Here is a 22,869-nt window from a genome sequence, read left to right on the forward strand (position 1 = left end):
CCCGCACGACACACCTGTCACGCAGCGAGCAGCTCCGGCAGGTCGCCGGCGTGCAGCACGACCAGGGTGCTGACCGCCCGGGTGAGGACGACGTACAGCCGGTGCAGGCCGCGCGGCTCGGCGGCGACGATCGCCGCGGGGTCCACGACGACGACCGCGTCGAACTCCAGCCCCTTGGCCAGTGACGCCGGGACGACGGCCAGCCGGCCCGCGTCGCCGTCCTCGTCGAGCACGGCCGCCGGCAGCCCGGCGGCGACCAGCGCCCCGGCGACCTCCTCGACGGCCGCGTCGGCGCACACCACCCCGATCGAGCCGGGCGCGCCGGCGAGCTCGCGCACCACCTCGGGCAGCGGCCCGTCGGACCGGATGCGCAGCGAGCCGGCGCCGCGGCGCACCGCCGTGGCGGCCGGCAGCCCGGGGGCGATGGCCGGCAGCAGCCGGTTGGCGTACTCGAGCACCTCGCCGGGCACGCGGTAGCCGCGGGTCAGCGGGCGGACGGCGGTGTCCGGCCGGCCCAGGCCCGCCAGCGTCCGGCTCCAGTCGGCCGCCGACCACGGGCTGGTGGCCTGGGCCAGGTCGCCGAGCACGGTGAGCGACCCGGCGGCCAGCCGGCGGGCCACCGCGCGGCACTGCATGGGCGAGAGGTCCTGCGCCTCGTCGACGACCACGTGCCCGTGGCCGGGGGTGCGCTCCACCAGCCCGGCGACCTCGTCGACGAGCACCGCGTCGGCCTCGGTCCACGGCGCGCGGCGGAGCGGGCCGGCCGGGCGCAGCAGCAGCGCCTGCTCGCCGTCGTCCAGCACGCCGCGGGCCGCCCGCGCCAGGACGGCGGGGTCGGTCAGCACGGCGTGCACCAGCTCCGCGGCGTCCCGGGCGGGCCAGACCGCGTCGCAGAACGCGCGGACCTCGGCGCTGCGGGCGGCCCGCCGCGTCTCGGCGTCCGTCGGGCTGCCGCCGGCCTCCTCGGCCTGCCGGCGCGCGTCCTCGGCCAGCAGCATCGCCAGCCGCTCGCGACCGGCGGCGTGGTGCAGCACCTGCTGGTCCTCACCGCTGCGCCCGCGGCGGCGCAGGTCGTCGACGTACCGCTTGAGCCGCTCGACCGGCACCCGGCGGCGGCGCCCGCTCAGCGGCACCTGCACGTCCTCGGCCGGCTTGGCGATCGAGCCCCACAGCGCGCGGTGCAGCACCTCGGCCATGCGGGCGTCGCCCTTGAGGACGGCGACCGCCGCGGGGTCGCTGCCGCGGACCGGCACCCGCGCGGTCAGCTCGGCGACCGTGGTCTGGCCGACGTCGACCTCACCCAGGGTGGGCAGCACCTGCTCGATGTAGCGCAGGAACGCGCGGTTGGGCCCGACGACGAGGACGCCGGTGCGCGCCAGCTGCCCGCCGTGCGTGTAGAGCAGGTAGGCCGCCCGGTGCAGGCCGACGGCGGTCTTGCCGGTGCCCGGGGCGCCCTGCACGCAGATCGACTCGGCCAGCGGCGCCCGCACGATCGCGTCCTGCTCGGGCTGGATGGTGGCCACGATGTCGCGCATGGGGCCGCTGCGCGGCCGCTCGATCTCCTCCCGCAGCAGCCGGCCGTCGCCGACCTCCCCCTCCCCCAGCAGCTCGTCCTCGTAGCCGGTGAGCTCGCCGCCGGCGAAGCCGAAGCGGCGACGGCGCACCAGACCCTGCGGGTCGGCGGCGCTGGCCCGGTAGAACGGCCGGCTCATCGGCGCCCGCCAGTCGATGACGACCGGGGTGCCGTCGGCGTCGCGCACGTGCCGGCGGCCGATGTGGAAGGTCTCGGTGCCGGTGTCGGTGCGCCCGAAGAAGGGCGGCACGCCGGGGTCGGCGGCCAGGGCCCGCAGCCGCTCGGCGCGCGCGGCGCCCAGGCGCTCGGAGGCCCAGGCGTCGACACCGGCGTCGGCCACGGCGGAGGTGGCCGCGCGCATGGCGGTCAGGCAGTCGGCCGCGCGCGCCAGGTGGGCGCGCTCGGCGGTGAGGACGGGATCGGGGGCGGTGGTCGTCTCGCTCGATGCGGAGGACACGGTCGGAGGACGTTACGCGGCAGGGCGCGCTCCGTCGACCGGCTTCCGGCGGGCCGCCCCGGCGATCACGGAGTTGCGGGAACGGCCCGCGGGTGGACGCCGGCGCGTCGCCACCGCGACGTCATGATCGCGGGGACGGGGTGGCCCGGTCCCCCGGTTCGACGATGTGCACGTCGACCGCGCGGAACTGCGACGGGGTCTCCAGCAGCACCGCCTTCGTGGGGTCCCCGACCTCCAGCGCCGGCCCGCGGCGCAGCGCGGCCAGCGCACGCAGCCGCGGGTCGGCCAGGACGTCGTCCACCAGGCCGCGGTCCCCGCCGGTGAACAGCGCCTCCACCTCACCGGCGTGCGGCAGCAGCACCCGGACGGCGGTCTCGACGGCGGCGCCCACCACCGCGTCGGTCTGGTTGGCGCGGCGCCGGGCGAAACGCTGCTGCGACCAGCCGCCGGCCGCGGTCCGACCCTGGACCTGGCGCGCGTCGACCTTGGAGACCACCAGCTCGGCGCCGTCGAAGACGCCGACCGCCCACCGTCCGCGGCGCACCAGCAGGACCGCCGCCCGGTGCGGCACCCGGACCGCCGCGCTGAACGAGGACAGCACCGGCGGGGTGGGTGGGGACTGTGCAGCCGGCCCCGGCCGCCAGTCGAACGGCGCCCGCAGGAGGACCTCGGTGGTGTCCGCGCAGACCACCCGGACGGCCCCGTCCACCGGCTCGACGGTGTCGAAGGTGCCGTGCCGTGCGGCGACGCCGTCCAGCCAGCGGCCCAGGCGCTCGGGCGGGACGCGCAGCTGCCGGCCGCCGCCGGCGGCGGGCCGGGGACGGGTCAGGCGCTGTCCCGGGTGGTGGGCAGCCCGGCCGCTGCCCAGGCCCGGTAGCCGCCGACGACGTCGGTGGCGCGGTGCAGGCCCAGCCCGCGCAGCGAGTCGGCGGCCAGGCTGGAGGCGTAGCCCTCGTTGCAGAGCACGATCACCTCGACGTCGTGGTCGGTGGCCTGGGGCAACCGGGCGTCGCTGGCCGGGTCCAGCCGCCACTCGAGGACGTTGCGCTCCACGAGCAGGGCGCCGGGCACCTCGCCGTCGGCCTCGCGCTGGGCGACCGGGCGGGTGTCGACGAGCAGGGCGCCGGCCGCCATCCGCGCCGCGGCCTCGGCCGGCTCCAGGCGGTCGATCCGGCCGCGCGCGTCGGCGAGCACCGCGTCGATGGACCGCGGGGTGGCTGGGGTGTCCACGGGCCCGGTCACCGGGCCATGGCCGGCTCGGCGGCGTGCTCGGCGGGCACGTGCAGCAGCCGCTGGTTGGTGGCGACGACGACGGCGGCCACCGCGGCGGCGACGGTGGCCACCAGGAAGGCGCTGCTGGCCCCGCTGGTGTCGACCAGCTTGCCCGCGGCCGAGGAGCCCAGCGCCACCCCCAGGCCCAGCGAGGTGCCGATCCAGGTGAACGCCTCGGTGGTCGCCGACCGCGGCACCAGCACCTCGGCCAGCGTGAAGGAGCTGATGAGGGACGGCGAGACGGCCAGCCCCGCCACCACGACGAACGGGACCATCAGCCAGACGCCCTGCACCAGGGTCAGCGGCAGGCTCAGCACGGTGAGCACCGCGAGGGCGACGGTCAGCCGGTGCCGCAGCGGGTGGCGCCAGTGCACGCTGCCCCAGCCGATGCCGCTGGCCATCGACCCGAGGGCGAGCGCGGCGATGAGGACGCCGGACAGCGCCATCGCATCCCGCTCGTCGGCGAAGGCGACGAGCGCGATCTCCAGGGTGCCGAGGACGGTGCCGATGGCGGCGCCCACGACGAACAGCACCCGGATGCCGGGGGTGCGGATCGCCGAGGGGCCCGAGCGGGCGGCGTGCCCGTGGGGTGGCGGCTCGGTGCGGGTCTGGGCGGCGAACAGCAGGCTGCCGACGACGGCGAACACGAACGCGGTGACGACGCCGGAGGTGGCGTGCCCGGTCGTGGAGAGGAAGGTGACCAGCACCGGGCCGACGATGAAGACGAACTCGTCGACCACCGACTCCATCGCCAGCGCCGTCGGCAGCCGGTGCGTGCCGCGCAGCAGGTGCGTCCAGCGCACCCGGATCATCGAGGCGACCGGGGGGATGCAGGCCCCGGCCAGCCCGGCCGAGGCGAAGAGGATCCAGCGCGGCCAGTCCTCCTTCACCGCGGGCAGGAAGACGCAGCCCGCGGCGACGAAGACGACCAGCACCGGCAGCAGCGTGCGGCGCTGGCCGTGGGTGTCCGCCCAGCGCCCGAGCAGCGGCCCGGAGATCGCCGTCGTCACGGCCCCGGTCGCGGCGACCGCCCCGCCCAGCCCGTAGCTGCCGGTCTCGGACGCGATCAGCAGGACCGAGCCGAGACCGACCATCGACAGCGGCAACCGGCCGACGAACGCGGCCAGCACCATCGGCAGCGCGTGCGGCGTACGGAGCACGTGCAGATACGGATTGAGCACGGGGAGGGGACCTGTCGTCTCAGGTGAGGGCTGACTCCGGTACGACGACCCACGCTAACCGACGGTCGCGGCCGGGGCCCGGTGACGGGCGGACCCGTCCCGGGACCGTCACCTGCAGACGGCACAGGGCCCCGCGCCGGTCGCCGTTGACCGGTGCGGGGCCCTGTCGGCGCCGGCTCGGGTGCCGGCGCAGCCGGCTCAGGCGAGCCGGTGCTCCAGGATGGCGAGCTCGTCCCACATGGTGCTGGGGAGCTTGTCGCCGAACTTCTCGAACCACTCGTGGATCTGCGGGATCTCGGCGCGCCACTCGTCCTTGTCGACGGCGAGGGCCTTCTCCACCTGCTCGCGGGTCATGTCCAGGCCGGAGACGTCGAGCGAGTCCGGCGTCGGGACGTGGCCGACCGCGGTCTCCCCGGCGGCCGCGGTGCCCTCGAGGCGCTCGACGACCCACTTGAGGACCCGGCTGTTCTCCCCGAAGCCCGGCCACAGGAAGCCGCCGTCCTCGTCGCGGCGGAACCAGTTCACGTAGAAGATCCGCGGCAGCTTCGCCGCGTCGTGCTGCTTGCCGGTCTCGACCCAGTGGCCGACGTAGTCAGCGGCGTGGTAGCCGATGAACGGCAGCATCGCGAACGGGTCGCGGCGGACGACGCCGACGGCGCCGGTGGCCGCGGCGGTCGTCTCCGACGACAGCGTGGCGCCCATGAACACGCCGTGGTTCCAGTCCCGCGCCTCGGTGACCAGCGGGATGGTGGTCTTGCGGCGGCCGCCGAAGAGGATCGCCGAGATCGGCACGCCCTGGGGGTCCTCGTACTCCGGGGCCAGGATCGGGCACTGGGTGATCGGGGTGCAGAACCGGCTGTTCGGGTGGCTGGAGGGCTCGTCGCTCTCCGGCGTCCAGTCGCGGCCCTTCCAGTCGGTGAGGTGGGCCGGCGGCTCGTCGGTCATGCCCTCCCACCAGATGTCGCCGTCGTCGGTGAGGGCGACGTTGGTGAAGACCGAGTTGCCCTTGTCGATGGTGCGCATCGCGTTGGGGTTGGTGTCCCAGCCGGTGCCCGGGGCGACGCCGAACAGGCCGTACTCGGGGTTGAGGGCGTAGAGCCGGCCGTCCTCGCCGAAGCGCATCCAGGCGATGTCGTCGCCCAGGGTCTCGACCTTCCAGCCCGGGATGGTGGGCTCGAGCATCGCCAGGTTGGTCTTGCCGCAGGCGCTCGGGAAGGCGGCGGCCACGTAGTAGGTCTTCTGCTGCGGGCTGGTCAGCTTGAGGATCAGCATGTGCTCGGCGAGCCAGCCCTCGTCGCGGGCCATCACCGAGGCGATGCGCAGCGAGTAGCACTTCTTGCCGAGCAGGGCGTTGCCGCCGTAGCCCGAGCCGTAGGACCAGATGGCCCGCTCCTCGGGGAAGTGCACGATGTACTTGGTGTCGCTGCAGGGCCACGGCACGTCCTGCTGGCCCTCGTCGAGCGGGGCGCCGAGGGAGTGCATGGCCGGCACGAACGGCCGGTCCTGGCCCATGGCGTCGAGGACGTACTGGCCGATGCGGGCCATGACCCGCATCGAGACGACGACGTACTCCGAGTCGGTCAGCTCGACGCCGAACATCGGGTTCTCGGCCTCGACCGGGCCCATGCAGAACGGGATGACGTACATCGTCCGGCCGCGCATGCACCCGCGGTACAGCTCGGTCATGACCGACTTCATCTCGCCGGGGTCCATCCAGTTGTTGGTGGGACCGGCGTCGGCCTCGTCGACCGAGCAGATGAACGTGCGGTCCTCGACCCGGGCGACGTCACTGGGGTCCGAGGCGCACCAGAACGAGTTGGGCTTCTTGTCCAGGCGGGTGAAGGTGCCGGCGTCGACCAGCTGCTGGGTGAGCCGCTCCCACTCCTCGTCGCTGCCGTCGACCCACACGACCCGGTCCGGGGTGGTCAGCTCGGCCATCTCGCGCACCCAGGCCAGCAGCCGGGCGTGGGTGGTCGGGGCGTTGTCGAGACCGGGGGTGGCCACAGAAGTCACGGCGTCTCCATCCTCTGGGTACGCCGGGCGGGGAGCCGCCGGCGCTGGTGCTCGTCCTGCTCAGTGGTCGTCCGGACCGCCTGACGCCCGGGGCGCCCGCCGCGGTGCCGGGGTCCGGAAAGCGTACAAGCGGAGAACTCCACTGTAACCGTGAGAGATGTTACGTATAGGACGTCTACCCGGGGACGGACGACCCTGGTGCAGCCTCAGCGACCGTAGGCCGGCCCCACCTCGGCGAGGAAGTCCGCCCAGTCCGCGGGGGCCGGCCGCCGGCCCACCTCGGCGTCGAGCTTGTCGAGGTACCAGTGCCAGCCCAGCGCGAAGTCGGTGACGTCGGTGCCGGCGGGGAAGCGCTGGACGAAGCGCAGGACGGTCCCGCCGCTGTCGGACTCCAGGTCGACGTCGACCCGCCAGGCGTCGGTGTCCTGCTGCACCCACTCGACCGCCAGCCGCCGGGGTGGCCCGCACTCGACGACCGCCATGGGCTCGCCCGCCGCCCCACCCTCCTCGTGCGTCATCGTGAAGGTGCCGGTGCCACCGGGGGCGCGCTCGCCGTCGTAGGTGCCGATCCAGCGGGCGAGCCGGTCGGGCTCGGTGAGCGCGGACCACACGTCCTCGATCGGGTCGGGCCAGGAGCGGGTGAACTCCAGCCGCAGCCGGCCGTCGTCCTCGGTGCTGACGACGGCACACCGGGCCGTCGCGCTCTGCTCGGTCATGGGTCCCCTCTCGTCGGGGCCAGCGTGGCAGGCGGCGGCGCCCCGGGGTTGGCTCGCGGACCCGCCGGGCACGAGAGGGGCATGAGCGTCACCGATCCCGACGTCCCGGACCCCCTCAACGACCCCCGCACGCTGCAGGCCGACCCCGGCGCCTACGGGCAGGGCGAGGACCTCGCCTCCACCGAGGACGACCCCGCGGTCACCGGCGAGGACGAGCTGGCGGCCGGCCGCGATGCCGCCGACGACGCCGGTGGCGGCGACGTGACCGGCACCGCCCTGGCCGAGGACGAGGCCTTCGGGCCGCCCGTGGTCGGCGGGGCCTGGTCGGAGACGCCGAACACCTGAGACCGGTACGGAGCGGTCCGTTTCACGCCTCTCCGGCGGGGAACTCCGGTGCCCCCAGAGTTCCCCAGCGAGGAGGACGGCATGGCCACCGGTGAGACCGGCTTCGAGGACGTCACCTACGACCTGATCTCGGTGCAGTACCACTCGCTCAAGGCCGGGCACGACTACGGCCAGTACGTCCGCGACGCGGAGAACGCCGGGCTGCAGGACATCGCCGGCTTCTTCCGCGAGGTCATGGAGCAGGACAGCGCACGGGCGAGGCGCTGCCACGAGTTCCTGCGGCAGCTGTCCGGGACCGAGCAGGGCGGCCCCGCCACGCAGTGAGCGGACCCGGCACCATGGCGGGGTGATCCGCACAGCGCTGACCCGCACGTTCGGCCTGGCCGCACCGGTCGTCGGAGCCCCGATGGCCGGTGTGGCCGGCGGAGCGCTCGCACGCGCGGTGTCCCTCGGCGGCGGCCTCGGGATGATCGGCGTCGGGAACGCCGCGACACCGGGGTTCGTCGCCGAGGAGGCCGCCGTCCCGGCCGCCGACGGCCTGCCCTTCGGCATCGGCCTCATGGCCTGGGCGCTCGAGGAGCGCCCGGAGCTGCTCGACGCGGCGATCGCCGCGCGGCCCACCCTGGTGGGCGTCTCCTTCGGCGACCCGGCCCCCGCCGTCGCACGGCTGCACGAGGCCGGCATCGCCGTCGCCTCCCAGGTGAACACCGCCGACGACGCCCGGCGCGCGCAGGCCGCCGGCGTCGACCTGCTGGTCGTCCAGGGCACCGAGGCCGGCGGGCACACCGGGCACCGCGCCATGCTGCCGCTGCTGCAGGAGGTGCTGGTCCTGGCCGACCGCCCGGTGCTGGCCGCCGGGGGGATCGCGACCGGGGCGGGGGTGGCCGCCGCGCTCGTCGCCGGCGCGGCCGGGGTGTGGATCGGCACGCCGCTGCTGGCCTGCCCCGAGGCGCTCAACTCCCCCGCCGCCCGCGCCCGGGTGTGCGCGGCGACCGGCGAGGACACCGTGCTGACCCGCGCCTTCGACGTGGCGCAGGGGCTGGCCTGGCCCGAGCGCTGGCCGGGACGAGCGCTGGCCAACGACTTCAGCCGCGAGTGGCACGGCCGCGAGGACGAGCTCACCGCCGAGCCCGACGCCGCCCGCCGCGTCGTCGAGGCGCGCCGGACCGGCGACCTGTCGGCCGCTCCGCTCTACGCCGGGGAGTCGGTCGGGCTGGTCACCGGGGAGCGCCCCGCGGCGGACGTCGTCCGGGAGCTCGCCGCCGGGGCCGAGCGCGCGCTCCGCGCCGCCGCCGACCTCCTGGCCTAGACGGCGATCGGGTGGGCGTCGGCCCAGGCCCGCTCCAGCACCTGCAGCAGCAGGTCGGCGGGCTGGGCGCCGGCGGCGCCGTACTTCCGGTCGACGACGAAGAACGGGACGCCGGTCGCCCCGAGCGCCTGCGCGGTCCGGGCGTCGTCGAGGACGGCCGGGCGGTACCGGTGGTCGGCCAGGGCGGCGCGCGCCTCGGCCTCGTCCAGCCCGACCTCGACGGCCAGCGCCGCGAGGGAGTCGACGTCGAAGACCGAGCGCCCCTCCTCGAAGTGGGCGTGCAGCAGCCGCTCCTCGAGCTCACCCTGCAGCCCGCGCTCGGCGGCGAGGTGGACCAGCTCGTGGGCCTGCAGCGTGTTGCCGCTGACGCCGGCGGCCAGGTCGTAGTGCAGGCCCTCGCCGGCGGCGGTCTCCTCGACGTGGCGCATCACCGTCCGCATGTCCTCGACCGGGCGGCCGTACTCGGCGGCCAGCGCCGGGAGCGTCTCGTGGGTCTCGCCCTCGGGGATCGACGGGTCGAGCTGGAAGGACCGCCAGACGACCTCCACCTCGTCGCGGTGCGGGAACCGCTCGAGCGCGGCCTCCAACCGGCGCTTGCCGATGTAGCACCACGGACAGACGACGTCGGACCAGACCTCCACGCGCATGCCCGGCCCAACGCCGCTGGTCAGCTCGTGCTTCCCCTCAGCGCACGCCGACGAGGTCGACCACGAACACGAGCGTCGCGCCGGGCTTGATGACCCCGCCCGCACCGCGGTCGCCGTAGGCCTTGTGCGGCGGGATGGTCAGCCGGCGGCGTCCGCCGACGCGCATGCCGGCGATGCCCTCGTCCCAGCCCTGGATGACCATGCCCACGCCGAGCCGGAACTCCAGCGGGTCGCCGCGGTCCCAGGAGGCGTCGAACTGCTCCCCACCGTCGTGCGTGACGCCGACGTAGTGGGCGCTCACCAGGTCGCCGGCCTTGGCCTCGGGGCCGTCGCCGACGGTGATGTCCTCGATGACCAGGTCGTCGGGGGCGGGGCCGGTCGGCGGCTCGACGTCGGGGCGGGTCGGTTCGGCCATCGGTGCTCCTGCGGGTCCGTGCCGGGTGGGTCCCGACGGGCTCCCCCATCCAAACAGCGGTTCCGCGGGGTCGCCGGGCGGGCTACGGTCCGACGGCGTGATCGACCACCTGGCGCTGCAGGTCAGCGACGTCCCGGCCGCCGCGGCGTTCTACGCGACCGTGTTCGCCCCGGTCGGGCTGTGCGAGGCGATGCGGATCGACACCCCCGGCGGACCGGTCGTCGGGATGGCCGGCCCCGACGGCCATCCGCAGCTGTGGCTCGGCCCGCTGACCGAGGGCGGCGACCGGCCGGTGCACCTGGCGCTGCGGGCGCCGTCCCGCGAGGCGGTCGAGGAGGTGTTCGCCCTCGCCCGCGCCCACGGCGCCGAGGTGCTGCACGAGCCGCGGGTGTGGCCGGAGTACCACCCCGGCTACTACGGCGCGTTCTTCCGCGACCCCGACGGCAACAACGTGGAGGCGGTGCACCACACGATGCCCGGGGCCTGACCCCGCCCGGTCAGCGCCCGCGGCCTCGTCGTCCCGGTAGCGGAAGGGCCCCCGCCGTCCCCACCCCTCGCGAGCTCGGGGCGGTACCCGGGACGCTGGCGCGACCGGGTGCGGGCGGCACCGCGCCGTGCTGGGCTGGGCGCATGCCCCCCGAGCAGGCCGCCTGGTGGACCCGTGCCGTCGTCTACCAGGTCTACCCGCGCTCCTTCCAGGACTCCGACGGCGACGGGATCGGCGACCTCGGCGGGATCCTGCGGCGGCTCGACCACCTGGTCGACCTCGGCGTCGACGTCGTCTGGCTCTCGCCGGTCTACCCCTCGCCGCAGGCCGACAACGGCTACGACATCAGCGACTACGAGGACATCGACCCGCTGTTCGGCTCGCTGGCGCAGCTCGACGAGCTGATCGCCGCCCTGCACGAGCGCGGCGTGAAACTGGTGATGGACCTGGTGGTCAACCACACCAGCGACCGGCACCCCTGGTTCCTGGAGTCGCGGTCCTCGCCCGACTCACCCAAGCGGGACTGGTACTGGTGGCGGCCGCCGCGTCCCGGCCTGGAGCCCGGCCGGCCGGGCGCCGAGCCGACCAACTGGCACTCGTTCTTCTCCGGGCCCACCTGGGAGCTCGACGAGGCCAGCGGCGAGTACTACCTGCACCTGTTCGCCCGCGAGCAGCCGGACCTGAACTGGGAGAACCCCGAGGTCCGACGGGCGGTGTACGCCATGATGCGCCGCTGGCTCGACCGCGGCGTCGACGGCTTCCGCATGGACGTCATCAACATGATCAGCAAGGACGTCGGCGCGGACGGCTCGCTGCCCGACGGGCCGCCGCTGCCGGGGCTGCCCTACGGCGACGGGACGCCGTCCTTCCTGTGCGGGCCGCGGATCCACGAGTTCCTGCAGGAGATGCACCACGAGGTGTTCGACGGCCGCCGGGAGTCGCTGCTGCTCGTCGGGGAGATGCCCGGGGTGACGGTGGAGCAGGCGCGGTTGTTCACCGACCCGGCGCGGGCCGAGGTGGACATGGTGTTCCAGTTCGAGCACGTCGGGCTGGACTTCGACGGCTCCAAGTGGCGGCCGCGGCCGCTGCGGATGCGCGACCTGAAGGCCTCGTTCGGCCGCTGGCAGGCGGGGCTCGCCGACGTCGGCTGGAACTCCCTCTACTGGGACAACCACGACCAGCCGCGGGCGGTCTCCCGCTTCGGCGACGACTCGCCGCGGTTCCGGCGGGACTCCGCGACCTGCCTGGCCACCCTGCTGCACCTGCACCGCGGGACGCCCTACGTCTACCAGGGCGAGGAGCTGGGCATGGCCAACGCCCCGTTCACCGGCATCGACGACTTCCGGGACGTCGAGTCGCGGGGCCACTTCGCCCAGGCCGTGGCGCACGGCGAGGACCCGGACGACGTCCTGGCGGCGATGCGCCGGATGAGCCGGGACAACGCGCGGACGCCGGTGCAGTGGGACGCCTCCCCGAGCGCCGGCTTCACCACCGGGACGCCGTGGATCGCGGTCAACCCCGACCACGCGGAGTGGAACGCCGAGGCGCAGCGCGGCGACCCGGCCTCGGTCCTCGCCCACCACCGCCGGCTGATCGCGCTCCGGCACGACGACCCGGTGGTGGCACTGGGCGACTTCTCGATGCTGCTGCCCGAGCACGACGAGCTGTACGCCTTCACCCGGTCGCTGGACGGCGCGACGCTGCTGGTCGTCTGCAACGTCGGCGGCGCGGCCCAGCCGATCGGCGAGCTGCTGCCGCAGGCGGTGGGCGCCGAGCTGGTGCTGGGCAACCTGCCGGGCGACGGCGACCCCGCCCTCCTGCGGCCGTGGGAGGCGCGGGTGCTGCGCCTGCCGTGAGCGCTGGTCAGCGGAGCAGCAGGTCCAGCGCCGCGGCCGCCGTCCAGGACTGGTGCGCGCTGCCGAGCGGCTCCCCGGTGAACGGCTCGTAGTACTCGGCGAACGAGCCCTCGGCCAGCTGGTCCAGCGCTGCCCGGCGCAGCGGACCGGCGACGTCGGCCCGGCCGCGCCGCTCCAGCATCCAGACGACGAACCAGTCGACCACCGGCCAGCTGGGGCCGCGCCAGTAGGCGCGGGGCCGGAAGTCCGGCGACGCGGGGCCGGTGCTCGGCAGGACGGCGTGCCGCAGGCCGGGGTGCCCGGTCCAGCGCTCGGACCGGAGCAGCGCCACCATGTCCCGCTCGGCCGCGGCGTCCAGGCCGCCGCAGAGCAGGGGCGCGAAGCCGGCCACCGTCTCCGCGCGCAGCGGCTCTCCGGTCCGCAGGTCGGTGTCCAGCGCCAGCCCCAGCCCGGCGTCGACGCTGCCGGCGACACCGGCGCGGAAGCGCTCGGCGTGCTCCTCGAGCTCGGCGACCTCCCCGGCCCCCAGGGAGCGGGCGATCCCGGCCAGCGCGTCGCTCGCGGCGGCGAGGACGGCGGAGGCGAAGACGTCGGTGACGAGGAAGCTGCCCGTCGCGCGGATGCGGGCGTCGTCGTAACCGGCCCGCCGCAGCTCCTCCACGCCGGTCAGGAACCGGTCGTACTCCAGCCGGGTCGGGCGCTGGGTGACGTCACGGACGACCCGGGTGTCCCGCCGCCGGTACGGGGGGAGACCGGGCGCGACGGCGACGCGGGAGTGGGGGCCGTCCCACCGCGGGGAGTTGTCCATCCCGCTCTCCCAGCCGTGGTGGATGGACAGCAGCCCGGTGCACCCCGGGTCGCGGGCGCGCACGAGGTAGCGGTGCCAGGCCAGCAGCCTGCGGTAGGCCCCGGGGAGCCAGGCCCGCACGTGCGCCGCGGCCGGTCCCTGGCGCCCGGCGATCGCCACGATGCGCTCGACGGCCAGGGCGTGCACGGCCGGCTGGCAGATGCCGCTGGTGCGGGGGGCGCGGGGCGCGTCGTCGGTGACCTCGGTGCAGCCCCAGCGTTCCGGCCCCGGGAAGTAGTCGTGCTCGTCGGGGTCGAAGACGACGTGCGGCAGCATGCCGGTGCGCCACTGGCCGCGGAACAGCGAGTCCAGCTCGGCGCACGCGCGCACCGGGTCGAGGTGGGCGAGGCCGACCGAGACGAAGGCGGCGTCCCAGCTCCACTGGTGCGGGTAGAGGGCCGGGGCCGCCCGGGTCATCGACCCGACGCCGTTGGCCCGCAGGACGGCGGCGGCGCGGGTCGCGAGCCCGGCGCCGCGCTGGACCGGGAGGTCGCTGACGGCGCTCACGCCGCGATCCGCAGGGCCGACCGCAGCATCGCCGTGGCGCGGGGCAGCACCCGTGCGGGGTCGCCGGACAGCCGGCACTCGAAGGCGAGCCAGCCGTCGTAGCCGATGTCCTCCAGGCACCCCAGCAGCGCCGCCCAGTCCAGGTGGCCCGCGCCGGGTTCGAGGCGGTTGCTGTCGGAGAGCTGCACGTGGCCGACGCGGTCGGCGTGCGCCCGGAGCGCCGCCAGCGGGTCGGCCTCCTCGATGTTCATGTGGTAGGTGTCCGCGCCCACGGCCACGCTGGCCAGCCCGGTGGCCTCCGCCAGCTCCGCCGCCTGGGCCACGGTGTTGACCATGTGGTCCTCGTAGCGGTTGAGCGGCTCGAGCAGCAGGAGGACGCCTTCCCGGGCCGCGACCTCGCCCAGCCGGCCCAGCGCGTCGAGCAGCACCTCGCGGTCGCGCTCGGGCGGGCGGGGCGGGGTGAACGGGGGCAGTCGCCGGGAGAACATCCCCCAGGCCGCCGGGGTCATCGCGCCCACCCCGCCGAGGTCCCCGACGACGGCCAGCTGGGTGGCCATGTTGGCCAGCGCGTCGGCCCGGCGTCCGGGGTCGAAGTCGCCGATGAAGTGGTCCATGTCCACGCAGACCGTGGGCAGCTGCACACCGTCGCGCCGGGCGGCCCGCAGCTCCGGCAGCCGCTCCCGCAGGGCGTGCCCGCCCGCGCCCCGCAGCTCGATGCCGTCGAAGCCCCAGGCGAGCGCGGTCTCCCACCTGGACTGCAGCGTGCCCCCGGGGAGCAGCTGCTCCTGGACGGCGAGTCTCACCCGGCACCCCCGCCACGTCGACGTCGAGTCGGTGCGTGCACCGGACACTTTATCGCTGATCCCCGGCGGTTAATGCGTGCTGCGTGCGCATAACGGCGTCGTGACCCACGTCACCGATCGAGCAGCTACTGTCCGGACTCCGGCAGCGGCGCCGGCGACTCCGGGGAGGGCCGATGAGCGCGACGAAGCGACGGGTCAGGGTGTCGGTGGCAGCGGTCGGGGCCGTGGTCCTGGTCGCCGCGTGCGGCTCGGGCGACGGCGGTGGCGACGGCGGTGGCGAGGCCGGCCCGCTGACCGTGTGGACCCTGGAGAACCTCCCCGACCGGGTCGCCGCCCAGGAGGAGATCGCGGCGGCCTTCACCGAGAGCAGCGGGGTCGAGGTCGAGCTCGTGCCCATCGACCCGAACCAGTTCAACCAGCTGCTCACCTCCTCGGCAGCCGCCGGGGAGCTGCCCGACGTCGTCGGCGCGCTGCCCCCGGCCGGCGTGTACGCGCTGTCGACCAACGAGCTGATCGACCCCGACGCGGCCACCGCGGTCGTGGAGGAACTGGGCGCCGACACGTTCTCCGAGCGTGCCCTGGAGCTGACCAGCGACGGTGGGACGCAGCTCGCCGTCCCCAGTGACGGGTGGGCGCAGCTGCTCGTGTACCGCCAGGACCTCTTCGACGCCGCGGGCCTGCCGGCACCCGAGACCTACGAGGACATCCTGGCCGCGGCGCAGGCGCTGGACAGCCCCGAGCTCGCCGGCTTCACCGGGGCCACGGTCCCCAACGACGCCTTCACCCAGCAGACCTTCGAGCACCTGGCGCTGGGCAACGGCTGCGAGATGGTGGACGACCAGGGCGAGGTGACCCTCGACAGCGACGCGTGCGTCGCCTCGTTCGGGTTCTACGACACGCTGATCAGCGACTACTCGGTCCCCGGCACCCAGGACGTCGACACCACCCGCGCCGCCTACTTCGCCGGGCAGTCGGCGATGGTCGTGTGGTCGTCGTTCATCCTCGACGAGATGGCCGGGCTCCGCGCCGACGCCCTGCCGACCTGCCCCGAGTGCGCCGCCGACCCGGCCTACCTCGCCCGCAACAGCGGGGTGGTGACCGCCATCGCCGGCCCGGACGGCGACGAGCCGGCGCAGTTCGGCGAGGTGGTCTCCTGGGCCGTGACCGCCGACGCCCAGACCGACGCGGCGACCCAGTTCGTCACGTACATGATGGAGGACGGGTACGAGCAGTGGATCGCCTTCGCGCCGGAGGGCAAGGTCCCGGCGCGGCAGGGCACCGCCGACGAGCCGACGCGGTTCGTCGACGCCTGGGCCACCATGCCGGCGGGCGTGGACACCCGGGCCCCGCTGTCGGACTTCTACTCGGCCGAGGTCCTCGAGGCGCTGCGCACCAGCACGGAGAGCATCTCCTCGTGGGGCATCCCCCAGGGACAGGGCGCGCTGGTCGGAGCCGCCCTCGGTGAGCTGCCGGTGCCGCAGGCCATCGCCGCGATGACGGGGGGCGAGGTCGACCCGAGCGGAGCAGCCCAGCAGGCGGCCGAGGCGCTCCGCGAGATCGCCGCGTCCCTGGACTGACCGGGGGTCTCGGTGTCCACACGTCAGCGGTTCCGCGGCCGGGAGCCGGGCGCCTCCGGCCGCGGGACCCTCGCGGCGCGCGAGGCCCGGACGGGGCTGGCGCTGATCTCCCCGACCGTCGTCCTCGTCCTGGTGCTCGTGGTGCTGCCGATCCTCTGGACGGTGGTGCTGGCCTTCCAGGACCTGCGGTTGATCCGGCTGCGCACCGCCGGCGTGTTCGGGGACTACACCGTCGACAACTTCGTGGACGTCTTCAGCTCGCCGGGGTTCTGGGAGGCCCTGGTCACCACGCTGGTTTACGCCGGGTGCGGGACGGCGTCGGCCGTGGGGCTGGGGCTGGTCGCGGCCCTCGCGCTGCGCCGCCCCTTCCGGGGGCGGGGGTTCGTCCGGGCGTCGATGCTGCTGCCGTACGTGGCGCCCGTCGTGGCCGCCACCTTCGTGTGGGGCGTCATGCTCAACCCGCAGTTCGGCATCGTGAACGAGATCGGCACGAGAGTGCTCGGCTGGGACGAGCCGATCGCCTTCCTGTCCGAGCGCCCGGCCGCGCTGGTCACGGTCATCGTCTTCGAGATGTGGCGGTCCTTCCCGTTCGCCTTCCTCTTCCTCACCGCGCGGCTGCAGGCCGCGCCGGCCACGCTGGAGGAGGCCGCCCGGGTCGACGGCGCCACCCCGACGCAGGTGTTCCGCCACATCGTCTGGCCGCAGCTGCTGCCGACCATCGCGGTGCTGGCGCTGCTGCGCTTCATCTGGACGTTCAACAACTTCGACGACATCTACCTGCTGACCGGCGGCGGGGCCGGCACCGAGGTGATCAGCGTGCGGGTCTTCGACTACCTGGTAAGCCGCGGGGACATCGGCGCGGCGTCGGCGCAGGCGCTGGTCCTCGCCACGGTGCTGACGGTCCTGGTCGCCGTGTACTTCCGGTCCGCGGCGAAGGACGAGGTGGCCTGATGACCCGCATGGTGACGGCGCCGGCGGAGTCGCCGGCCGCGCCCGACACCCGTCCGTCCCGGGCCCCCACCGGGCGGCGCTGGTCGCGGAACACCGTCGAGACGCGGGTGCTCGGCGTCCTGCGGTGGATCGTGATCGCCGGCCTGGCGCTGTTCACGCTCTTCCCCTTCTACTACATGGTGCTGCTCTCGGTCCGGGACCTGAGCTCGCTGCTCGACGCGCCGGCGCGGCTGTGGCCGGTGCTCTCCGAGCTCACCGTTGGCACCTACCGCGACGTGCTGACCCCGACCGGGTCCGGCGGGCAGGGCTTCCTGCGCTTCATGGCCAACAGCGGTCTGATCGCGCTGGGCACGGTCGCGGTGACGCTGCTCTTCGCCGTCCTGGGCGCGTACGCCATCGCCCGGCTGCGCTTCCCCGGGCGGCGCAAGGTGAGCGTGCTGTTCCTCGCCGTCTACCTGTTCCCGAGCATCCTGCTCGCCGTCCCGCTGTTCGTGCTCTTCACCGCCGTCGGGCTGCGGGGCAGTCTGGGCCCGCTCGTGCTGGTGTACGTGTCGCAGACGATCGCGGTCGCCATCTACACGCTCCGCAACTACTTCCAGACCGTGCCGGCCAGCATCGAGGAGGCCGCCGCCGTGGACGGCGCCACGCGGTTCACCGTGCTGCGGAAGGTGACCCTGCCGCTGGCGATGCCGGCCATCCTGTCCAACGGGCTGTTCGTCTTCATGATCGCGTGGAACGAGTTCCTCTTCGCGCTGCTGTTCCTGGTCGAGGACCGGTCGCGGTGGACGGTCTCGCTGGGGCTGTCCCAGCTCGCCGGCAGCATCGAGATCCCGACGACCGTGCTGATGGCCGGATCGGTGATCCTGACGCTGCCGATCGTCATACTCTTCTTCGCCACCGAACGGCTTCTCACCGGCGGCCTGACCGCCGGCGCGGAGAAGGGGTGAGGACCTGGGGGAGCGCGCCGGGCAACTGCTCGAGCTGATCAGGCGGGGCCGGGCCCGCACGCGCGGCGACCTGATCGAGCTCACCGGGCTGTCCCGCTCCACCGTCGCCGCCCGCGTCGACGACCTGGTCGACGCCGGGTACCTGCGCGAGTCGGGCAAGGAGGCCTCCGCCCGCGGGCGCCCCTCGCACGTGCTCGGCCTCGACGGCTCCCACGGGGTGGTGCTGGCCGCCGACCTGAACGTCACGCACGCGACGGTCGCGCTGTGCGACCTGGCCGGGCGGCCGCTTGCCGAGGCGGTGCACGAGCTGCGGCTGACCGACGGCCCCGAGCCGGTCCTGGCCTGGGTGGAGCAGCGCTGGCGCCACCTGCTGCACGCCGCCGGCGTCGAGACCGGCCGGGTCCTCGGTCTCGGGGTCGGCGTGCCGGGCCCGGTGGACGTCGCCACCGGACGGGTCGTGCACCACACGCCGGCGCTGCCGGGCTGGCGGGACCACCCGCTGCGCGACCACCTCGAGCGGCGCTTCGGCGTGGTCTGCGTGGTCGACAACGACGCCAACGCGATGGCCCTCGGCGAGTACCACGCGGAGCAGCCGGGCTCCTCGCCACTGCTCTTCGTGAAGGTCGCGACCGGCATCGGTGCCGGCATGGTGGTCGACGGTCACGTGCTGCGCGGCGCGGACGGCGCCGAGGGCGACCTGGGGCACGTGCGGATCGCCAGCCCCGAGGACGGCCCGCTGTGCGTCTGCGGGGCGCGCGGCTGCCTGGCCGCGTCGGCGAGCGGGCGGGCGCTGGCCCGGGCCTTGCGCGAGCAGGGCGAGGACGTCCCGGACAGCCGGTCGGTCGTCGAGCTGGCGCTGACCGGCCACGCCGAGGCCACCCGACTGGTGCGCGAGGCAGGGCTGGTGATCGGAGACGTCCTGGCGACCGCGGTGAGCCTGCTCAACCCGCGCGTCCTGGCACTGGGCGGGGACCTGGTGCTGGTCCAGGACCACTTCGTCGGCGCCGTGCGCGAGCGGCTGTACCAGCGCACCCAGCCGCACGCCGCGCGCGGTCTGCGCGTGGTGGCCAGCAGCCTGGGCGACCGGGCCGGCGTGGTCGGCGCGGCCCGCCTGGCGCTCGAGGAGGTCCTGTCCGCCGAGGCGGTCGACCGGGCGCTCGCCGGCCGCCGCCAGCCGGTGCCCTAAGGCCCGTCCGGCCCCCTTGCAGGGGCCCGCCGCGAGCTAGCGAGTGGCGGGGGTCAAGGGGGTCCTTCCCCAGTCGACGAGCTGGACGATCACGCCGTTGGGGTCGCGCACCTGGAAGGCCCGCTCGCCCCACTCCTCCACGGTGAGCGGCATGGTGATCGCCACGCCCTCGTCCTGCAGCCGGGCGAGCTCGCCCTCCAGGTCGTCGACGACGAAGGCCAGGATCAGCCCGGCCGCGTGCACGTCGCGCTGGTCGGCCGGCAGCGTGGGCAGGCCGCGGCGGAGGAGGGCCACGTTCATGCCGACGTCGTCGCGGGTCAGCGAGGCGAAGCCGTCGGCGGACATCTCCTCCCGGAACCCGAAGTGGCGGGTGAGGAAGGCGCTGCTGGCGGGGACGTCGTCGACGTTCAGGGACACGGCGGTGGCGGTGACGCGCACGGGACCTCCTGGTGGCGGAGCGATCTCCGTACACCGTACGCCGTCTAGGCGGGGCTGCCGACCCGTTCGGCGTCCGGACCGCGGTCCAGCGGGTGGGCGACCTCGTCGGCCGGCATCCGCGCGGCCACGATGGTGACGACCGCGAGCACCACGGGCACCAGACCGGCGACCAGGAAGGTCGCGGTGAGGCCGATCCACTCGCTCACCGGCCCAGCCAGCGCCACCGACAGCGGCAGGAAGGCGCCGGAGACCAGGAAGTCGAGGCTGGAGACCCGGCCGAGCAGCGCCGGCGGCACCCGCCGCTGCAGCAGCGTGCCCCAGATGACCATGCCGGCCTGGAACGTGGCGCCGGTGAGCAGGCACGCGGCGACCATCACCCACAGCTGCGAGGTCAGCCCGAACACGGCCAGCGGCAGGCAACCCAGGCCCCAGAGCAGGTTCATCACCGTGAGGTAGCGGCGCGGCAGCGGGCGCGAGGAGATCAGCAGCGAGCCGAGCGCGCCGCCGACGCCGAACGCGGTGAGCACCAGCGCGTGGTCCGCCGGCCCGCCGCCGGCCCGGTCGCGGATGGCGAAGGGGGCCAGCACCTCGAAGGGGCCGAGCATGACCAGCAGCATCAGCGAGGCGAACAGCAGCGTGGCCAGCAGCCAGGGCGTGCGGACCATGTACGCGAAGCCCTCGCGCAGGTCGGCGGCCATCGCGCGCAGCGGGTGCGTGGGGACGGCGGCCGGCTCGCGACGGACCCGGGTCACCGGGACCGCCGCCACGCACAGCGCCGCGCCGGCGGCGGCCGCGGCGGTGACCAGCAGCGCGACACCCGGGGACGCCGCCTCGACCAGCAGGCCGGCGGCCACCGGACCGGCGACCTGGTGCAGCAACGGCCGCATCATGCCCTCGAGGCCGTTGGCGGCGAGCAGCTCGTCCTCGGGCAGCAGGGCGGGGACCAGGGCGGAGTAGGCCGGGTAGTACAGCCCCATCCCGACGCCGCCGAGCAGTCCCACGCCCGCGAGCACCGACAGCGGCAGCCCGTCGGACAGCGACAGGACGGCGACCCCGGCCACCGGGACGGCCTGCAGCAGCGCCACCACCAGCAGGATGTGCCGCTGCGGCACCCGGTCGGCGAGCACCCCCCCGAGCAGCGCGACCGCGAGCGTGCCGCCGGCGGTCAGCCCGCTGACCAGCGACACCTCGGCCGGGCCGCCGCCGAGCGCGACGACCTGCCAGACGACCGCGATCGCCCAGGAGCCGTTGGCCAGCAGCGACAGGCCGAGCGAGACCGCGAGCAGCCGGTAGGCGGGGTGCCGCAGCGGTCGCAGCGCCCTGGGCAGGCCGGCCATCGTGCTCCCCCGCGTCGTCCGTGCCGCCTCGTGGTCGGCACAGACCATGGTGCCGGGCGGGATCCGGCGGGCGCGCGCGGTTTCTCCCAGGGCTCAGCTCAACGGCGACCTCGGCAGGATCCGGTCGCTGACGATGCGCTTCTGGATCTCGCTGGTGCCCTCGAAGATCGTGGTGAGCCGGGCGTCGCGCCAGTGCCGCTCGACCTGGCGCTCGGTGGTGTAGCCGTTGCCGCCGTGCAGCTGCATGGCCTGGTTGGTGACCCGCACCGACATCTCGGTGGCCTCCAGCTTCACCATCGCCGCCTCCCGCTCGCAGGGGACGCCGACGTCGAGCAGGTGGGCGACCTGCCGGTAGAAGGCGCGGGCCTGCTCGACCTGCGCGGCCATCTCGGCGACGGCGAAGCGCAGTGCCTGGAAGTCGCCGATCGGGTGGCCGAACTGCTCGCGCTCCTGCAGGTAGAGCACCGAGTCCTCCAGCGCGGCCCGGGCGAGCCCGACGGCGCGGGCAGCGGTGTGCACCCGGGCGGTGTTGAGGAACAGCTGCGCCTGGGCGAACCCGGCCCGCGTGGCGTCCGCGCCCTGCTCGTCGCTCGCGGCCGCCTCGTCGATCACGTTCCCCCGCGGGATGCGGACGCCGTCGAAGGTGAGGTCCCAGGTGAGGAAGCCGTGGTAGCCGATCTTGTCGATCGGCGAGCCGGTCAGGCCGGCGGGGAACGAGCCGCGCTCCTTCTCCAGCAGCAGGTTGACCAGCCCGGCCGAGCGGCGTTCGCCCGGCCCGGGGTCGCGCTCGCGGACCAGCACCTGGATGAAGTCGGCGGCCTCGGCGTTGCCGCACCAGCGCTTGCGGCCGGTGACCACCCACTCGTCGCCGTCGGGCACCGCGCGGGTGGACACCCCGGCGAGGTCGGAGCCGGCGTCGGGCTCGGACAGGGCGATGGCGCCGATCCACTCCCCGCGGGCGCTGCGGGCCAGCAGCTCACGACGGGGGCCGGCGTCGGCCAGCGCCGTCCCCAGGCCCTGCGCGCGGGCGAGGATGCTGGCGGTGCTCATCCAGGCGCGGGCCAGCTCCTCGCTGACCATGCAGTACTCGAAGACGCCGAGGCCCAGGCCGCCGTGCTCGGCCGGGACGGTGATGCCGAAGTACCCGAGCTCGGCCAGCCGGGACAGCAGGGACGCCGGGATGAGGCCCTTCTGCGGGTCGAGCTCGTCGGCGACCGGCAGCACCTCGTCCATGGCGAACCGGCGGGCCTGCAGCTGCAGCGCCTCGCGCTCGGGCGTGTGCCACGGTGGCAGCAGCGCGGGCGGCTGGGGCGGCACGAACTCGGGCGTCATCGTCAGCGGTCCCTCTCCTCGGGCGGTCGGTCACCTCCCCGGTTCCCCGCCCGCGCCTGCAGAACCCCGTCCACTCCCGGCTGCGGGGCGAGACGGCGACCGCTCAGCTGCTCGGTGAGCCGGCGCCGTGTCCTGAAGGCTGCCTATGGGACAGCCGAGCTCAGCCGTCTGAGGACTGTGCCGAACGCCGCTCGGCGAGGCGCTGACGCGATCGCGCACGTCCGAAGGTGGCCTCGAACCTGCCTCCTGCAAGCAAGCCCTCCGCTCGCTTGACCATCCGCGAGACCTTCTCCAACTCGCTTGGCAGATCGGCCAGCCGGACGAAGTGGTCCTCGTACAGGGGTGCCAGCGGGGCGAGGCCGTCCGGGCGCACCAACGGCTCCAGGCGTGGTAGCCAAGAGGTCTCTTCGTCGAACTGATCGTCGTAGACGTCCTGCTCTCTGATCCACTGCAGGAGTTCGGCTAACGACTCCTCGAGCAACTCGATGCGCCGTCGAGCGTCCGCCTCGTCCACGCGGCGAGTATGGGCGGTAACCATGACGTCGGACTGTCCCTGGGTGGGCCGCTCAGAGCGACTTCGGGGACGATCGCCACCAACTATCGCCAGCGTTCGCCCCTCCGCCCGCCACCCCAACGACTGGTTCCACACAGCCGGGCAAGCCACCGGCGGAAC

General features: G+C 74.7%; 23 protein-coding genes and 1 pseudogene. 10 read left to right on the top strand and 14 right to left on the bottom strand.

Translation table 11 applies throughout. The features are described 5' to 3' along the window. Positions 1-17 precede the first annotated feature (17 nt). The 6 genes from BLR12_RS10655 to BLR12_RS10680 all read right to left on the bottom strand — a co-directional run bounded on the left by BLR12_RS10655 (position 18) and on the right by BLR12_RS10680 (position 7,212). Positions 18-2,030 carry a HelD family protein gene (locus BLR12_RS10655; RefSeq protein ID WP_091377398.1) on the bottom strand — a complete coding sequence of 671 codons (2,013 nt, stop codon included), beginning with the start codon at positions 2,028-2,030 and terminating at the stop codon, positions 18-20. 121 nt (positions 2,031-2,151) lie between these two features. Next, positions 2,152-2,898, bottom strand: a complete 747-nt coding sequence (locus tag BLR12_RS10660) for an acVLRF1 family peptidyl-tRNA hydrolase (protein ID WP_369803441.1) — start codon at positions 2,896-2,898, stop codon at positions 2,152-2,154. Beyond that, positions 2,856-3,260 (bottom strand): rhodanese-like domain-containing protein, encoded by a 405-nt coding sequence (locus BLR12_RS10665; RefSeq protein WP_091378454.1) that lies wholly within the window; start codon positions 3,258-3,260, stop codon positions 2,856-2,858. The genes BLR12_RS10660 and BLR12_RS10665 overlap by 43 nt, the downstream gene beginning before the upstream one ends. Positions 3,261-3,268: 8 nt before the next feature. After that, positions 3,269-4,483, bottom strand: coding sequence for an MFS transporter (locus tag BLR12_RS10670; RefSeq protein WP_091377401.1), 1,215 nt, complete (start codon positions 4,481-4,483; stop codon positions 3,269-3,271). Between the two features lie 198 nt (positions 4,484-4,681). Continuing rightward, the gene (locus BLR12_RS10675; RefSeq protein WP_091377404.1) at positions 4,682-6,496 is read right to left on the bottom strand and encodes a phosphoenolpyruvate carboxykinase (GTP); all 1,815 of its coding nucleotides are present in this window, start codon (positions 6,494-6,496) and stop codon (positions 4,682-4,684) included. Positions 6,497-6,702: 206 nt separating this feature from the next. Further along, positions 6,703-7,212 carry an SRPBCC domain-containing protein gene (locus BLR12_RS10680; protein WP_091377406.1) on the bottom strand — a complete coding sequence of 170 codons (510 nt, stop codon included), beginning with the start codon at positions 7,210-7,212 and terminating at the stop codon, positions 6,703-6,705. Positions 7,213-7,293: 81 nt separating this feature from the next. On the opposite strand from BLR12_RS10680, the gene BLR12_RS10685 reads away from it, so the two are divergent. From BLR12_RS10685 to BLR12_RS10695, 3 genes are all read left to right on the top strand, one after another. Then, on the top strand, positions 7,294-7,557 hold the full coding sequence (locus tag BLR12_RS10685; RefSeq protein ID WP_255363419.1) for a hypothetical protein: 264 nt from the start codon (positions 7,294-7,296) through the stop codon (positions 7,555-7,557). Between the two features lie 81 nt (positions 7,558-7,638). Then, positions 7,639-7,881, top strand: coding sequence for an acyl carrier protein (locus BLR12_RS10690; protein WP_091377409.1), 243 nt, complete (start codon positions 7,639-7,641; stop codon positions 7,879-7,881). 22 nt (positions 7,882-7,903) lie between these two features. Beyond that, on the top strand, positions 7,904-8,866 hold the full coding sequence (locus BLR12_RS10695; protein WP_091377412.1) for an NAD(P)H-dependent flavin oxidoreductase: 963 nt from the start codon (positions 7,904-7,906) through the stop codon (positions 8,864-8,866). On the opposite strand, the gene BLR12_RS10700 is transcribed toward BLR12_RS10695, so the two are convergent. Further along, positions 8,863-9,513 carry a DsbA family oxidoreductase gene (locus BLR12_RS10700; RefSeq protein WP_091377415.1) on the bottom strand — a complete coding sequence of 217 codons (651 nt, stop codon included), beginning with the start codon at positions 9,511-9,513 and terminating at the stop codon, positions 8,863-8,865. The genes BLR12_RS10695 and BLR12_RS10700 overlap by 4 nt on opposite strands. Before the next feature lie 37 nt (positions 9,514-9,550). After that, entirely contained in the window at positions 9,551-9,928 is a 378-nt protein-coding gene (locus tag BLR12_RS10705; protein WP_091377418.1) for an FKBP-type peptidyl-prolyl cis-trans isomerase, read from the bottom strand. A 97-nt stretch (positions 9,929-10,025) separates the two neighbouring features. Here BLR12_RS10705 and BLR12_RS10710 point away from each other — a divergent pair, with 97 nt between their 5' ends. Together BLR12_RS10710 and BLR12_RS10715 are read left to right on the top strand one after the other, a co-directional pair. Further along, positions 10,026-10,415, top strand: coding sequence for a VOC family protein (locus BLR12_RS10710; RefSeq protein WP_091377420.1), 390 nt, complete (start codon positions 10,026-10,028; stop codon positions 10,413-10,415). Between the two features lie 143 nt (positions 10,416-10,558). Next, positions 10,559-12,271 (top strand): alpha-glucosidase, encoded by a 1,713-nt coding sequence (locus tag BLR12_RS10715; protein ID WP_091377423.1) that lies wholly within the window; start codon positions 10,559-10,561, stop codon positions 12,269-12,271. A 7-nt stretch (positions 12,272-12,278) separates the two neighbouring features. Here the strand turns inward: BLR12_RS10715 and BLR12_RS10720 are convergent, their stop codons facing one another. Continuing rightward, positions 12,279-13,625, bottom strand: a complete 1,347-nt coding sequence (locus tag BLR12_RS10720; RefSeq protein WP_091377424.1) for a glucosylglycerate hydrolase — start codon at positions 13,623-13,625, stop codon at positions 12,279-12,281. After that, positions 13,622-14,428, bottom strand: a complete 807-nt coding sequence (locus BLR12_RS10725) for a sugar phosphate isomerase/epimerase family protein (protein WP_091377427.1) — start codon at positions 14,426-14,428, stop codon at positions 13,622-13,624. Before BLR12_RS10725 ends, BLR12_RS10720 begins: the two co-directional genes overlap by 4 nt. A gap of 173 nt (positions 14,429-14,601) precedes the next feature. On the opposite strand from BLR12_RS10725, the gene BLR12_RS10730 reads away from it, so the two are divergent. From BLR12_RS10730 to BLR12_RS10745, 5 genes and pseudogenes are all read left to right on the top strand, one after another. Next, positions 14,602-16,005, top strand: a complete 1,404-nt coding sequence (locus BLR12_RS10730; protein ID WP_091377429.1) for an ABC transporter substrate-binding protein — start codon at positions 14,602-14,604, stop codon at positions 16,003-16,005. A gap of 12 nt (positions 16,006-16,017) precedes the next feature. Next, a complete protein-coding gene (locus BLR12_RS10735; RefSeq protein WP_091377432.1) occupies positions 16,018-16,956 on the top strand; it encodes a carbohydrate ABC transporter permease in 939 nt (312 codons plus the stop codon). Beyond that, entirely contained in the window at positions 16,956-17,903 is a 948-nt protein-coding gene (locus BLR12_RS10740; RefSeq protein WP_218120622.1) for a carbohydrate ABC transporter permease, read from the top strand. Before BLR12_RS10735 ends, BLR12_RS10740 begins: the two co-directional genes overlap by 1 nt. A gap of 4 nt (positions 17,904-17,907) precedes the next feature. After that, positions 17,908-18,045, top strand: a pseudogene (locus BLR12_RS25650) (winged helix-turn-helix domain-containing protein); the annotation flags it as partial. A 48-nt stretch (positions 18,046-18,093) separates the two neighbouring features. After that, positions 18,094-19,089 carry an ROK family protein gene (locus tag BLR12_RS10745; RefSeq protein ID WP_218120623.1) on the top strand — a complete coding sequence of 332 codons (996 nt, stop codon included), beginning with the start codon at positions 18,094-18,096 and terminating at the stop codon, positions 19,087-19,089. 36 nt (positions 19,090-19,125) lie between these two features. Here the strand turns inward: BLR12_RS10745 and BLR12_RS10750 are convergent, their stop codons facing one another. The 4 genes from BLR12_RS10750 to BLR12_RS10765 all read right to left on the bottom strand — a co-directional run bounded on the left by BLR12_RS10750 (position 19,126) and on the right by BLR12_RS10765 (position 22,710). Beyond that, positions 19,126-19,527, bottom strand: a complete 402-nt coding sequence (locus BLR12_RS10750) for a VOC family protein (protein WP_091377437.1) — start codon at positions 19,525-19,527, stop codon at positions 19,126-19,128. A gap of 44 nt (positions 19,528-19,571) precedes the next feature. Continuing rightward, the gene (locus tag BLR12_RS10755; protein WP_091377439.1) at positions 19,572-20,864 is read right to left on the bottom strand and encodes an MFS transporter; all 1,293 of its coding nucleotides are present in this window, start codon (positions 20,862-20,864) and stop codon (positions 19,572-19,574) included. Positions 20,865-20,957: 93 nt separating this feature from the next. Then, positions 20,958-22,196: an acyl-CoA dehydrogenase family protein gene (locus BLR12_RS10760; protein WP_091377442.1), complete on the bottom strand. Its 1,239-nt coding sequence runs from the start codon at positions 22,194-22,196 to the stop codon at positions 20,958-20,960. Between the two features lie 160 nt (positions 22,197-22,356). Further along, a complete protein-coding gene (locus tag BLR12_RS10765) occupies positions 22,357-22,710 on the bottom strand; it encodes a hypothetical protein (RefSeq protein WP_091377445.1) in 354 nt (117 codons plus the stop codon). Between the last annotated feature and the right edge of the window lie 159 nt (positions 22,711-22,869).

Source organism: Geodermatophilus sp. DSM 45219, assembly GCF_900104025.1.
In the GTDB taxonomy this organism is placed as follows: Bacteria; Actinomycetota; Actinomycetes; order Mycobacteriales; family Geodermatophilaceae; genus Geodermatophilus.